At 53.4% G+C, this 14,118-nt stretch carries 12 protein-coding genes; 6 read left to right on the top strand and 6 right to left on the bottom strand.

Going from position 1 to position 14,118, the window contains the following annotated elements; genetic code table 11:
- Nucleotides 1–72: 72 nt before the first annotated feature.
- Complete coding sequence (locus DZE2538_RS07825; protein WP_012884428.1) at nucleotides 73–363, bottom strand: putative hemolysin; 291 nt, start codon at nucleotides 361–363, stop codon at nucleotides 73–75.
- A gap of 300 nt (nucleotides 364–663) precedes the next feature.
- Here DZE2538_RS07825 and DZE2538_RS07820 point away from each other — a divergent pair, with 300 nt between their 5' ends.
- Nucleotides 664–2,688: a methyl-accepting chemotaxis protein gene (locus tag DZE2538_RS07820; RefSeq protein WP_038916020.1), complete on the top strand. Its 2,025-nt coding sequence runs from the start codon at nucleotides 664–666 to the stop codon at nucleotides 2,686–2,688.
- 140 nt (nucleotides 2,689–2,828) lie between these two features.
- On the opposite strand, the gene DZE2538_RS07815 is transcribed toward DZE2538_RS07820, so the two are convergent.
- Together DZE2538_RS07815 and DZE2538_RS21140 are read right to left on the bottom strand one after the other, a co-directional pair.
- On the bottom strand, nucleotides 2,829–3,326 hold the full coding sequence (locus DZE2538_RS07815; RefSeq protein WP_012884426.1) for a hypothetical protein: 498 nt from the start codon (nucleotides 3,324–3,326) through the stop codon (nucleotides 2,829–2,831).
- A gap of 549 nt (nucleotides 3,327–3,875) precedes the next feature.
- Nucleotides 3,876–4,166 carry a hypothetical protein gene (locus DZE2538_RS21140; RefSeq protein ID WP_038916019.1) on the bottom strand — a complete coding sequence of 97 codons (291 nt, stop codon included), beginning with the start codon at nucleotides 4,164–4,166 and terminating at the stop codon, nucleotides 3,876–3,878.
- Between the two features lie 61 nt (nucleotides 4,167–4,227).
- On the opposite strand from DZE2538_RS21140, the gene DZE2538_RS20625 reads away from it, so the two are divergent.
- Together DZE2538_RS20625 and ttcA are read left to right on the top strand one after the other, a co-directional pair.
- Entirely contained in the window at nucleotides 4,228–5,751 is a 1,524-nt protein-coding gene (locus tag DZE2538_RS20625) for a pesticin C-terminus-like muramidase (protein ID WP_201765544.1), read from the top strand.
- A gap of 154 nt (nucleotides 5,752–5,905) precedes the next feature.
- Nucleotides 5,906–6,847, top strand: coding sequence for a tRNA 2-thiocytidine(32) synthetase TtcA (gene ttcA, locus DZE2538_RS07795; RefSeq protein WP_019845764.1), 942 nt, complete (start codon nucleotides 5,906–5,908; stop codon nucleotides 6,845–6,847).
- Nucleotides 6,848–7,270: 423 nt separating this feature from the next.
- Here ttcA and zntB read toward each other — a convergent pair whose 3' ends face one another.
- Entirely contained in the window at nucleotides 7,271–8,248 is a 978-nt protein-coding gene (gene zntB / locus DZE2538_RS07790; protein WP_071603603.1) for a zinc transporter ZntB, read from the bottom strand.
- 143 nt (nucleotides 8,249–8,391) lie between these two features.
- Complete coding sequence (locus DZE2538_RS07785; RefSeq protein ID WP_162830908.1) at nucleotides 8,392–9,972, bottom strand: peptide ABC transporter substrate-binding protein; 1,581 nt, start codon at nucleotides 9,970–9,972, stop codon at nucleotides 8,392–8,394.
- 302 nt (nucleotides 9,973–10,274) lie between these two features.
- Here DZE2538_RS07785 and mpaA point away from each other — a divergent pair, with 302 nt between their 5' ends.
- Both mpaA and tpx read left to right on the top strand, forming a co-directional pair.
- Nucleotides 10,275–11,006 carry a murein tripeptide amidase MpaA gene (gene mpaA, locus DZE2538_RS07780; RefSeq protein ID WP_038916016.1) on the top strand — a complete coding sequence of 244 codons (732 nt, stop codon included), beginning with the start codon at nucleotides 10,275–10,277 and terminating at the stop codon, nucleotides 11,004–11,006.
- A gap of 56 nt (nucleotides 11,007–11,062) precedes the next feature.
- Nucleotides 11,063–11,566 carry a thiol peroxidase gene (tpx, locus tag DZE2538_RS07775; RefSeq protein ID WP_012884420.1) on the top strand — a complete coding sequence of 168 codons (504 nt, stop codon included), beginning with the start codon at nucleotides 11,063–11,065 and terminating at the stop codon, nucleotides 11,564–11,566.
- A 94-nt stretch (nucleotides 11,567–11,660) separates the two neighbouring features.
- Here the strand turns inward: tpx and DZE2538_RS07770 are convergent, their stop codons facing one another.
- Complete coding sequence (locus DZE2538_RS07770; protein ID WP_038916015.1) at nucleotides 11,661–13,082, bottom strand: MFS transporter; 1,422 nt, start codon at nucleotides 13,080–13,082, stop codon at nucleotides 11,661–11,663.
- A gap of 127 nt (nucleotides 13,083–13,209) precedes the next feature.
- On the opposite strand from DZE2538_RS07770, the gene DZE2538_RS07765 reads away from it, so the two are divergent.
- Complete coding sequence (locus DZE2538_RS07765) at nucleotides 13,210–14,118, top strand: helix-turn-helix transcriptional regulator (protein WP_038916014.1); 909 nt, start codon at nucleotides 13,210–13,212, stop codon at nucleotides 14,116–14,118.

The following is a 14,118-nucleotide window of genomic DNA, read 5'->3' as shown; positions in this document are numbered from 1 at the left end:
CACACTGCCGGTGGCGTCATGCCGCCGGTTTGCTTACCTCTTACTGCTTACCTGCCGAATGACCCGCTGGGATCACCCAGCCGGGCAATGACCGTTCATCAATGAGGTTTCGTCGCAGCGCTTGCCATTCGCCAACAGGCACGTACCGATGCTGGCCCCACTCAACTGGCGTGAAACGCCCATACGCCCACCGGCCAGCGTACAGTTCACCGCAGCCGGGGTTTCCTGCCCTTGCCAGGCAGCCCGTTGCGGCGCGACCGACTCTTGCATTTGCGCCGATTCAGCTTGTCCGCTACTACATCCGCTACTACAGACCACCAGCATCAGCGCCGTGCCCGCCACCAGCCATTGCGGCATCATCATATTCTTGTCGACTCCTATATCATGGATGTGAGAAGCAATCGGTCCATTTTATCGCTAAATAGCGGAATGCGGCATAGTCCTATTTACTTCTCTTTTCGAGCGCTTTTTGTGGCGTAAAAAATCACCGTTTAGCCCCATTTTTACCTCTCATGTTTTTACTCACGGTAAGTAACAAATACAATTATTGTCAGGGGGATAAATTATATGTCCTTATTTTTCAGCGACTAAAGACAGCCATTCGTTGGTCGATTAATGGTTAGGCTGGTAATCAATCAGCCTAATTGCCAACGGGAGTAGATAATGGCACCTGTGAGAAAACGTTTTTTTGACATGCATGTCTCAACCAAGCTGTATCTGGGTTTTGCCATCATTTTATTTTTAGTGGTTCTGTCCTCAGCACTGAGTATTTACCGTTTTTCAACCATCAAAGCGTACGACAGCAAAAACGACCTGATGCATACCGTCATCATGGATATTTTTCAGGTCAAAATTGCCAGAACAAAGTATTTCGTCAGCAATGACAATGAGCCTTACGACACCATGGTCAGCTATAACAATGACCTGGCTAAAAACCTTGAACAGGGTAGCCAGTTATACCGTGAAAGCGAGTTCAGGGAGCCGCTGGCCCAGATGCAGAAACACCAGATTGCCTTGCAGCAATCCATCAGTGAAATGGCTCGCGCCAAACAGGCGCTTGGTGACGCCTACGCCCGGTTTAACAGCATTTCAGTCGATGCCGCTCTCTCCCGCTTTCGCAGTAGTCTGGCAACCATCGCATTCCCATCCGATAACGACCGGGAAAAAGCCATAGATTTCATACTGGCAGTCGCGTCTTTCAAAGCAACGGCCGATGCGGTAGTGATTGCACATACGCCCGCTGCGCTAAATACACTGCAAAGCCGTTTTGGCGATATCGAGAAAAGCTATCGTGACCTTGCCACACAATTTCCTGCCGACAAGAAAGCCACGCTGGATGCGTTCTGGGAAAATGCCGTTAACCTGAAAGCCTCGGCGGAAAATGACCTGACAGCGTACCAGACGTTGTCGAACGCGGAAGCCGCAGTGAAAACCGACGGCGATAACGTCAGCAATATCGCCAAAGAGGTCATCAAGCGCCTGAATGAGATCAACACCACGCTGACCAACAACGCCATCACCGGTACGGCGGCCTTCGTCCTGCTTGCTCTGGTATTCGGCCTACTGGTGTCACGTTACATCACCCGCCAGATTACCCGGCCGGTGTCCCACAATCTGGCGCTGGCGGAACGCATCGCCAGCGGCGACCTGACCGCCAGCATCGACACCACGCGTCATGATGAGCTGGGCCAGTTGACCACCGCCATGGCCGGGATGACCGAACGGTTGCGTCAGATGATCGGCAACATCCGTGATAGCGTGAGCAACGTAGCGGCGTCTGCTGCGCAAATCGCCCACGGCAACCATGAACTGTCGTCCCGTACCGAGCAACAATCCGCCGCTGTCGTCCAGACCGCCGCCAGCATGGAACAGCTGACCTCAACGGTGAAAAACAACGCCGACAACGCGCGTCACGCCAGCCAGATTGCGGCAGAAGCCTCAAAAGATGCTCAAACCGGTGGTGACGTGGTACAAAACGTGGTCAATACCATGAATGACATCGCCGTCAGTTCGAAAAAAATCGCCGATATTACCGACGTCATCAACAGCATCGCCTTCCAGACGAATATTCTGGCGCTTAACGCCGCCGTGGAAGCCGCACGTGCCGGAGAACAAGGGCGCGGTTTCGCCGTCGTCGCTGGCGAAGTGCGCAATCTGGCACAACGCAGCGCCCAGGCCGCACGTGAAATCGCGGATCTGATCGCCGAATCGGTGAGTCGTATTGATACCGGCTCTATGCTGGCCTCAGAAGCCGGTGACGCGATGCAAAAAATCCTGCGCTCGGTTTCCCGCGTCAACGATATTATCAGTGACATCGCCGCCGCGTCGGATGAACAGCGCCGTGGAATCGAGCAGATCGCCAGCGCCGTAAGTGAACTGGATGCCACCACCCAACAAAACGCCTCGCTAGTCACGGCATCCGCGTCCTCCGCCAGCTCGCTGGAGGAACAATCCGTACAGTTGGAAACACTGGTGAGCCATTTCCGGCTAACGCAGGATAATCAACGGTTAGAGAATCGACGGTTAGATAATAAACAGTTAGATAGACAGCCGTTATTGCCCCGTACCACGTTGACTGCCAGCACCCGCAATCCGTTATCCATATCGAGCCAGGCCACATTAAGCCAGGCCACACTGTCGTTAAACCACAACCGTCGCCAGAACCAGCAGGACTGGGAAAGCTTCTGAGTCAACGTTGTTGTCATCAGACATCATCGGTACTCAGTAATAAAAAAACCGGCAAGGACGCCGGTTTGGTCAGGAAAGCCATAATGGTAAATCGAGCCATGATGAGGTAACGACACCATGCCGTTACCCTCGTTCACGGGTTAACGATCCTCAATGGAATGCATCTCGACTTTTTCTGCCAGCGACACTTCCACCTTGATGTCATCGGTCAGCGTCAGCATCGCCTTTTTATCTTTGACCACCACGGCGCTACGTTGTGGGATGAGGAACTGCCGTACGCTCTCGCCTTCAATCATGTCTTTGCCATTCTCAACGCCATGTCGCGCCGACAGCAGGTAATTCACCATCCCGTTATAGGTGATCCGATATCCACCATCAGCAGGTTCCACCCGATAGTTAAGGGTAATTTTCGGCAATGCGGCTTTGTATGTACCGCGAATTTCATCCCAACGTGCCGGGTTACCGGTCAGATAGACATAATCCACCCAGTTAGTCTGGCCCTTCAGTACGTGGCTTGTGTCATAGGTAAAGTAATACGGCGAGATAAATGTACTGTTCAGGCTCGTTGTCTTGGTACGGAATACGGAGCATCCTGACAACATCGCCGTGACCGCTACGGCCAGAAGCAGTTTCTTCATGGGTATTGTTCTCTTTATGGGTATTGTTCTCTTTTCGCCAACAGTTTCAGCCCAGGCAAGGGCCATACCGTGTCTTGTCATGGCCTGTCGCACAACGCATGCAGGCACCGGGTCCTGTCCACAGGATAGCAGTGTTCTCATCCAGCGATGAGAGGAAAAAGGGGCAACTCGGGGGATAATTATCCGTATCGGCACAGGCCATCCTGTAGTCCCTACCCCACCTATCTGTTTGCTGAGCCACCAGCAAACACGCCTGAATAGTGTATTCAGCCACAAACGATAATATAACGCCATCGTTCTTCTCATGACGCTGAAATATACCCACCTCAGTGAGTAATAACGCTGAAGCGGCTTCCCATTCATCCTGCTGGCGTTAATTTTTATCATTGACGTCAGCTAATACGCTTATTAAACGCCTATGAAAAAGAATAACACCACCCGGAAACAACTCTTCGTCGTGATAAAAAAAACGCGGTCGTTTACGAAGAAAACGGAAATAAACTCCCAGTCACAACAAAATAACTCAGAAGCCAATAATACGGCGTCTGGTTATTCTACTTTGCCAGCAACCGGGCCAGACAATATTCGATCATCCGCACCGGAATCCGCACGGCCATCACCAACGCCAGCCGCTGCCAGCCAACCGACACCGCCTACAACGCCACCGGTGACAACGGTTCCACCGCTGCCGAAGTTTTCCCCACCACAGACGCCCACGCCGCCAGTGGAAACACCGACACAGTCTGCTGCAACCAATACCACCCCACCCAGCCAGCCGACGCCCGCACCGACTGCCGCTGCGCCCACCTTCGAACCGGCCGCACCGCAAGAACCGGCCACTGCGCCATTTGCACCTGATTACGCCGCCGCGGGAAGCCAGCTAAGCAAGCTGATGTCCGGCATGGCGGCACCGTTGTCGCGCCTGGCAGGTACCGTACCGGGATTACTCTCGTCCGCATCGACATCTTTGGTACAGGCAGCCAAAGGTAAGGCCGTTGAATCCAAACCAGCGCCTGTCGACGTTAAGCCGGTCGAAGTTGACGTTAAGATTAATTCCATCGCATCGACCTCATCATCTGATTCGTCAACACCGACTGCTGCTACCGCATTATCAAATAATGCAACAGCATTGACGCCGAAACCTATTGCAACGGTAACCTGGAACCCTGCTACCACCATAAGCTCGCTGCAACGCAAAGCTAAAAAAGAATCTATAGGTTATTGCGCCAGAGCCGTTGTAGATGCCATTCAGGCTGGTGGAACAAAAATAGAAAGAGCGCCTGCGGCGAAAGATCTTGGTTCCAAACTCATTGCCGCTGGTTTTACCCCTATATTTTCTATGCCAAGACCATCCAGAGAATATGACCGCAGCAAACTTCTTCCCGGTGACGTAGTTATTCTGGAAGGGTTTAAGCAGGATATAAAAGCCGGGATAAAAAAAGAGCACAAATTTGGCCATGCCGCCATGTACGACGGCAGCAAATGGATTTCTGACTTCACGCAATCAGGATTCTATCCCGGCCCTGACTACCGGGTAGCATTGCCTGGCTACACCATTTATAGAATGGTTACTACACAGGCCCAAATTGACGCGATTAACGCATCTCAAAATACCGAACCGGCTTCCCACACAGCAGCATCGACACCTCCGGCAACAGTCACTCAGGCTACGCGGTCATCTACATCAGCACCAGTATCACCCCCTGCAGTGCAGACGCCGCGACCGTCTGCAACAGTAGCTCGCCGTGCTCAGCAAACAGTGAGTCCTTCTGTACCATTAACACGCTCTACTGTTTCTAATTCTAATCAATCGGGAAATAAGCCGATATCATCGGATCAAGACTTTCTTAAAGAATTCAACATAGATATATCCTTCTTGAGGGAGTCCGAAGGTATGAGAACTGACGGGTATGTTCCTTTAAATAAAGATGGCACTCCTGTCGAAAATTCGGGAGTAACCATAGGAATGGGGATTGACTTAGGTCAGCGGGAAGCAAAAGATTTAATACGCGATGGTGTACCCAGTAGCATTGTAGAAAAGCTTAAACCCTACATGAAATTAAAGAAAACAAGTGCATTACAGAAAATACGAGAAATGCCACTAAGATTAACTTCAAATGAAATAAATATACTATCAAATATTTATATTCAAAAATCACTGAAGTCTTTAGAAACTGAGTTTGACAACGAAAGTAAAGGTGTGAAATTCTCACAATTACCCGCAAACACACGAACAATGATTTTAGACTTAGCACATCAATATGGGAATTTAAAACTAAAAACGCCCAAAACATGGGGATTTATAATAAACCAACAATGGGATGAGCTGGTCAGAGAGCTAAACAATTTCCACGATAAATATCCAACCAGAAGAGAAAGGGAAGCCAAGTTAATAAAGGATGATCTTAATAACGGCAGAATATAACTCTTCCCAACGCAGGTGGTCGCTTAAACGTCCACCTGGCGTTACCCATTATCAGGTTTATCCTTCCACCAGACTCCCCTACCACGCACTTAATGGTACACTTAGCCCCCAGCAATGCTGGAGCACCGGCCCCATGAACATGAGTTACCGTTAAATGTCAGAAAATCAATCTGTTACACCCAAAGAGCAGTATAACCTCAACAAATTGCAAAAGCGTCTGCGTCGTAACGTGGGCGAAGCGATTGCCGATTTCAATATGATTGAAGAGGGCGATCGAATCATGGTCTGCCTGTCCGGTGGCAAAGACAGCTACACCATGCTGGAGATCCTGCGTAATTTGCAGCAGAGCGCACCGGTGAACTTCTCGCTGGTGGCGGTGAATCTGGACCAGAAGCAGCCGGGGTTCCCGGAACATGTGCTGCCGCAGTATCTGGACAGTATCGGCGTTGAATATAAGATTGTGGAAGAAAACACCTACGGCATCGTGAAAGAGAAGATCCCGGAAGGGAAAACCACCTGTTCACTGTGCTCTCGCCTGCGTCGTGGCATTCTGTATCGCACCGCCACCGAACTGGGTGCCACCAAGATAGCGCTTGGCCACCACCGCGATGACATTCTGCAAACGCTGTTTCTGAACATGTTCTACGGCGGCAAACTGAAAGGCATGCCGCCCAAGCTGATGAGCGATGACGGCAAGCACGTGGTGATTCGCCCACTGGCGTATTGCCGTGAAAAAGACATTGAACGCTTTGCCGAGGCGCGTCAGTTCCCGATCATCCCGTGTAACCTGTGCGGTTCACAACCAAACCTGCAACGTCAGGTGATCAAAGACATGCTGCGTGATTGGGATAAACGCTACCCCGGCCGTATCGAAACCATGTTCAGCGCCATGCAAAATGCAGTGCCGTCGCATCTGTGCGATACCGCCTTGTTCGATTTCAAATCGATCCGTCAGGGCAGCGCTGTCGTGGATGGCGGCGATTTAGCCTTCGATCGTGAAGAGATACCGCTACAACCTACGGGCTGGCAGCCGGATGAAGATGACGAAGACAACACCCGTCCACTGGAACGTCTGGACGTACTGGAGATTCGCTAGTTTTCGCTTTACCGCTTCCCCTGCGGTACCGGTCTATCGGCGGTGTGATGGCCGCCGATACCGTTACTGGCAGCGTACGTTTTATTGCTATGGCGGCTTAATCGCTGGTTCCTACGTAAACATGACAGCCGTAAACGCGACAGTCTTCAACGCCAGCCCTAAATAACAACATCGTCAAATCGCAGGCAAAAAAAAGCCGACGAAACGTCGGCATGGTGTGAATTAATTGTGCTATGCAGTAATTCAAAAAAGGAAGTAAGACAATATGGAGCGCAACGCCCATCGCTTGACGTTGCATTCACCTGCGGGATGCATAGTGCCGCAGGTGGGGGCCAAAAATGTTGATATCGCTCAATATTGACAATGGTTTTTATCTCTGCCGACGGTTGTGTGATATTTCACGCAATAATTCCACCGCGCCACTCACAACCATTTACTGCGTTTTAACCACCAGGCAACGCCGCCCACTAATAACACCAACATCAGGCAAAATACGCCAAAACCAATACCGCTATTCGCGCCTGGAATACCGCCCAGATTAACGCCAAATAATCCGGTCAGAAAGGTGGTGGGCAAAAACACCATCGCCAGTAACGACATGGTATACGTACGCCGGTTCATGGCGTCCGTCATCAACGAGGTAATTTCATCAGCAATAACGGTAGTTCGCGCGATGCTGGCATCCAAATCCTCCAGCCCGCGGCCAAGACGCTCGGCAATTTCCTGCATGCGACGGCGATCGTCATCCTGCATCCAGCTAAATTTTTCACCAGACAGGCGCGAGAAGATATCACGCTGCGGCGTCATATAACGACGCAGCACAATCAGTTGTTTACGGATTAACGCCAGCTCTCCGCGCGGTGGAATGCGCTGTTCCAGTAACGCATCTTCCAAATCGATGATTCTCTCATGCAGCTCGTCAATGAACTCACTGGTGTGGTCGGTTAATGCCTCAGCGATGGACACTATCCAGTCACCGCTGTTGGCAGGCCCGTTGCCCTCTTTCAGATCGCTCATGACCTCGTCGATCGCCGCGACCTTGCGGCGTCGGGTGGAGACAATCAGCCGCTCAGAAATAAACACCCGAATAGCGACCAGTTCATCCGGCCGCTCATTGGGGTTGTAGTTGATGCTGCGCAGGGTTACCAGAGTGCCCTCGCCCAGCCGGACCACGCGGGGCCGGGCACTTTCGCCCGCCAGCGCATTGCGTACGCTATCCGGTAACAGGGTGGTTTCGTGCAACCAACGCACGCTGGCCGACTGTGTTGAGTCGAGATGCAGCCAAATGGGTAGCCCTTCGTCCCCTCTCAACCCGAGATCTGCCAACGGCAGAATGCCGCCCTGCCCATCCAGTTTGTAGGTAAAAACCGCCCCCATATGCTGGATAGCGTTACTGTCCATCACGTCCACACATCCTCTCCTGACTTCACTCCTGCTTTGCACACCACGCACATCTTACTGCTTGTATCCCGAGCTGCAATCGGAAAGCAGCGCACCAGCGATACCCGGATACCCCTTTCGATAAAACCCGGTTGCCTCGTTTATCAGTGCTTTAGAATGTACAGCGTGTGACTGTAGGCCACATCCTCCGGGTTAGCGATAGGATAGCCTTTCACCCAGGGCTTGATCAGTCGGCCATTAGTGTACTGGTAGATAGGCGCGATCGGTGCCTGTTCCGCCAGAATCTGTTCGGCGCGGTTATAATCCTCGTTGAGGATCTTCCGGTCTGTCTGTCCAGCGGTATCCGCCATCAGTCGGTCATAATCGGCATTATTAAAGCGCGCAATATTGCCGCTGTGGCTCGACGTCAGCAATGACAGAAAGGTGGAAGGCTCATTGTAATCACCAATCCAGGACGCACGTATCACATCAAAGTTGCCCGTGTTACGGCTGTCAATGTAGGTCTTCCATTCCTGATTCACCAGTTTGACGTCCACACCGAGCTTCGTCTTCCACATTGACGCGATTGCAATGGCGATTTTCTGGTGAACTTCCTGCATGTTGTACAACAACGTCAGTTTCAAGGGTCTGGACGGGCCATAGCCTGCTGCGGCCATCAGCGCTTTAGCCTGCATGTCCAGTTCAGCCTGCGAATACTGTTGTAGTTGCCCCGGTTGCGGCGTGAAACCCGCGGTGACATCGGGCGTAAAGCGATAGGCTGGTTTTTCTCCCGTCCCTAACACCTTCTCAGCAATAATCTTGCGATCGATGGCATAAGAGAGCGCTTTACGCACTCGCACATCGTTGGTCGGTGCCCGCTGGGTGTTAAACGCATAATAGTAAGTACCCAGTTGCTCTGGCGTAAACACCTGTCCCGGCAGATCTTTCAATAGCTTTTGATACTGATTTTTCGGGAAGGATTCGGTGATATCGATATCGCCTGCCAGATAACGCTTGGTGGCGTTAGATTCCTGATTGATAGGCACAAACGTCACTTGCGTCAGGCGGGTATTCGCGTGATCCCAATAGTGATCGTTAGGGGTCAGCACCAGTTTTTCATTCACTACCCGCTCTTTAAGCACAAACGCGCCGTTACCCACCAGATTGCCCGGTTTAGTCCACTCGTTACCGTATTTCTCCACCGTGGCCTGATGCACCGGATAAAGGCTGAAATTAGCCATCAGGCTGATGAAATATGGCACCGGTTTGCTCAGTTGCACCTTCAGCGTGTGGTCATCAACCGCGACGGCTCCGAGCTTCTCCGCAGGCAACTTACCAGCCAGAATCTCATCTGCATTGACGATGCCCGCCATTCGGGCAAACCAGCTAAACGGCGAGTTATTCTGCGGGGTCACCAGCCGCCGCCAGCTGTAAACAAAGTCTCTGGCGGTCACCGGGTCGCCATTCGACCAGCGTGCATCTGGCCGCAAGGTAAAAATAAAGGTGCGGTTATCGTTAGTCTGCCAGCGCTGAGCCACCCCAGGAATCGGGTTGCCATGCGCGTCCTGATTCACCAGCCCTTCAAACAAATCGCGAATCACCTGGATTTCCGGCAGCCCCACCGCTTTAATCGGGTCCAGCGAAGCGGGTTCATCCTTGATATGACGCACAATCTGCTGCTGGTCCGCCAGTACCGTACCGGGGGGAACCTGTGCTGCATTCGCCGCCCCTGTCAGGGTGGTCATCAATATGGCGCAAAGCACGCTCACGGAAATTGCAGAGTCACGAAATTGCATGTTGTGTCCTTTAACCAAAGAGCCGTGTCCTGCCACCCCGTAGCAGCGCATGGCTCGAATTATGTTGGGCATGTGCCTACTGAAAAAATCGTTATCAGGCTGGAAGTTATCATAGTCGTAAACCCGCCCTTCCAGCCAGTAGAGCGAAGGCGGTTTGCAAAGCGCCCCGCAATTCAGATTCACCGACGCGACCAGCCCGAATTTTTTGTTATTATCAGACGATACAACGCAGCAACCGTCAGGATAACACCATGACAGATATCGGATTTGTGCCGCGCCCTCGTGCCGAGCGCGGGGGATTTACCTCACCGGGTCAGGAGTACGGTCGTTCCCGGCTGGGTGCACCGCTACTGTGGTTCCCGGCGGAAAACGCAGGAAAACACAGCGGATTGATCCTCGCGGGGACGCACGGTGATGAAACCGCCTCGGTGGTCGCACTCTCGTGTGCCCTGCGCACTCTGGCAGCCGGCAGTCTGGCGCACCATGTGGTGCTGGCAGTCAATCCGGATGGGTGCCAGTTGGGTTTGCGCGCCAATGCCAACGGTGTTGACCTCAATCGCAATTTCCCCACCGCCAACTGGCAGCCGGATGGCACCGTCTACCGCTGGAGCAGCGATACTCCGGTGCGCGATGTGCAGATATCGACCGGCAGCCACCCCGGCTCTGAGCCGGAAACGCAGGCGCTGTGCCGTCTTATCGAACACTTATCGCCACCGTGGGTGGTGTCGTTTCATGAACCGCTGGCCTGCATTGATGACCCCCAACACTCTGCATTGGGTGCCTGGCTGTCGGAAACCTTTTCGCTCCCGCTGGTCGACGATGTCGGGTATCCAACACCCGGCTCATTTGGCAGTTGGTGTGCTGAACGCCAGTTGCTGTGCATTACGGCAGAGTTACCGGTGATCGCCGCAGACAGCGCTACCCAGAGCTATCTGTCGGCACTGACTCAGTTACTGAGCCATAACTTTTTATACCAATGTTGATAATGTTGCCCTACACTAATCGACATGTTAATCACCTGTGATAGAAGGACGTAAGCATGTCAACAAATGTACATTTCCAGGGTAACCCGGTGCCGGTAGCAGGATCTTTCCCGGCTGCGGGCAGCAAGGCACCGGCATTTTCACTGGTTGCCAAAGACCTCTCTGATGTGGCACTGAGCCACTACGCCGGCAAGCGCAAAGTCCTGAACATTTTCCCAAGCATCGATACCGGCGTGTGCGCCGCGTCTGTGCGCAAATTTAACCAGCTGGCTTCCAGCCTGGATAATACCGTTGTCCTGTGCGTTTCTGCTGATTTGCCGTTCGCACAGTCTCGCTTCTGCGGCGCAGAAGGCCTGAACAACGTGGTGGTTCTGTCTACACTGCGCGGTGCGGAATTCAAAGAAAACTACGGTGTGGCGATTGCCGAAGGCGCGCTGAAAGGGCTGACCGCCCGTGCCGTTGTCGTGCTGGATGAAAACGACAATGTCCTGCACAGCGAGCTGGTAAACGAAATTACCAACGAGCCAGACTACGATGCAGCCATTGCCGTACTGAAATAAACCCCGGCGATAATCCGTATAACAATGCCAGTCTGTTGACTGGCATTTTTTTTACTGTTTTCACCTTACCCAACAGCGCATCACCCGACAGGGCTTATTCCCCGCAGACCACCGTCTGTGACTCAGGGCGTGATGGCCGGTTACGCAGCGCGCACAATACCAACACCAGCATCACCACCCATTCCGCCATCAATGCCGCTGTCAGTGCGCTGGCAAAATGCCCGCCGCTGGCATGCAACACATGCACCAGTACGGTACCCAGTACGATAGGCCCCAGCCCCAGTGACGCCTGTTGCATGGTAGAAAGCAGCGCACTGCCCGCTCCTGCCTGCTGCGTCGGCACATCAGACATGCCAATGCGATAAAAGCTACTGACGATAAACGCCTGACCAAATCCAATCATCATGGTTGCGGGCAGTAATTGCAGCACCGATACCGGCCAGCGCCAGGCGAGCGACGCCATCAACAACGCCAGGCCGCTCATCTGGATAGCACACCCGATCAACAGCACATTTCTATTACCCAGACGGGTCAGCAGGCGGCCGCTAAACAGCGATGAGACAAAATAGGACAATCCCAGACCAATAAAACTGTTACCCGATTGCAACGGAGTAAAACCCGCGCCGGATTGCAGGGTATACGCCACCGCGAACATAAACCCGCTCCAGCTGGAAAAGAACAGTAACGCCAGCAACAAGCCAAACCGGATCCCCGGTAACCGGAATAACGCCGGTGGCAGCAACGGCGCAGGCTGGCGGTTTTCTACCCGCCACAGCCACGCAAACCACACCAGACTGCTCAGCAACACCGCAACGCACTCCCACGGCCAATGCCAGATGGGCCCCAATGCCAACGGAAACAGCAGGCTGGCTAACCCCAATGACAACAGAACGGTACCGGGTAAATCCAGCGCTACCGGTTTTTCACCACGAGTATCCGGCAGGCGTGACGGTGCCACCAACAACACCAACAGGCAAACCGGCAGATTGACCAGAAACACGCTCCGCCAGCCATAACCGGCGATATCTAACTGAATCAAAAAACCGCCTAACACCTGCCCGACCACAAACGCCAGCCCACCAATCGCGCTGTAAAGCCCCAACGCCCGGGCATGCTCGCGCCCTCGCAGGCAGACATGAATCGTCGCCAGAATCTGTGGCACCACCAGTGCCGCCCCAACACCTTGCAAGGCACGGGCCGCCAGCAGCACCCATACCGACTGAGCAATGCCACACAACAGCGACGCAACGCCAAACACGGCAACGCCCGTCAGAAACACCCGGCGTCGGCCCAGGTTGTCCCCCAACCGCCCACCCATAGCCAGAGAGACGGCAAACGCCACACCGTAAACCGACACCACCAGCTCCAGCTCAGCCGGGCTGGCAGACAGTGAATGGGCGATCGCTTCCAGTGCGACGTTGACGATCGAAAAATCGATCATCGGCAACAGTTGGCCGGTCAGCAATATCATCAGACCAATACCGGTAAGCCCCTGTGAAAGTGAAATCTGTTTCATCGCAGTACCCGTTGTGTTAATTCTGTGAGGTAGTTAGCATTATCGATAATTTAAACGGGTACCAGTTCCTGTTTATCCTGGTATAAAAACTACCTGTCTATCACGACACCCCCATCTGGAGATTGCCATGGTTATGCCGACACCCGTTCCTGCTGCTGACTCCCGGGTTACGACACTACAGCCGGATAACCGTAAACGACTGGGGGCGTTTTTACGCGCACGACGTGAAAGCCTTGACCCGCTGCGCCTGGGGCTTTCCATTCCCCGCAAGCGGCGCACGCCGGGGCTGCGCCGCGAAGATGTGGCGCTGCTGGCTGATGTGGGTATCACCTGGTACACCTGGCTGGAGCAAGGTCGCGAGATTCGCGCGTCGGCTAAAACGCTCACGGCAATAGCCAATGCCCTGCAATGCAATGAAACCGAAACCCGGCATCTGTTTATGCTGGCCGGGTTGCCGTTTTCCCCCTCGGCTCAGGCCAGTTGCGAGAAAATCAGCACCGACAGCCAACGCATTCTCGATCAACTCAACCCGCTTCCGGCGGTGATCGTCAATGCGCGGTCCAACATTCTGGGATTTAACCGCGCCTGGAGCCAATTGCTGGATATCGACCTGCATCAGCTGGCACCGGAAGATCGTAACTGCATCTGGCTGGCGCTGACGCACCCGAACTGGCGGGAGAGAATGGTCGATCAGCAGGATTTGCTGCCTAATCTGGTGGCGATGTTTCGCGCCCAGATGACCGAGCATGCCGGGGAACCGCTGTGGGAAGCACAGCTACAGCGCTATCTGAACGCGTCGGACGAATTTCGCCAGTTGTGGTATCAGCGTTACGAGGTGCAAGGCGTGGATGACAAAATCAAACGATTTCGCCATCCCACGTTGGGTGTTTTCACCCTGCGACAGATCAACTGGTGGAGCGCTTCGCGCAGCGGTGACCGGCTGCTGGTCTACATGCCTGCCAGCGAGCAGGATAGCGCGCAACTGGCACAGCTGGCGCAACTGCCGCCACCTGGCGATGCACCGCACTCCCCATAA

The organism is Dickeya zeae NCPPB 2538 (genome assembly GCF_000406165.1).
In the GTDB taxonomy this organism is placed as follows: domain Bacteria; phylum Pseudomonadota; class Gammaproteobacteria; order Enterobacterales; family Enterobacteriaceae; genus Dickeya; species Dickeya zeae.
Note: the sequence above shows the minus strand (reverse complement) of the source record. Positions and strands in the feature narration are given on the sequence as shown.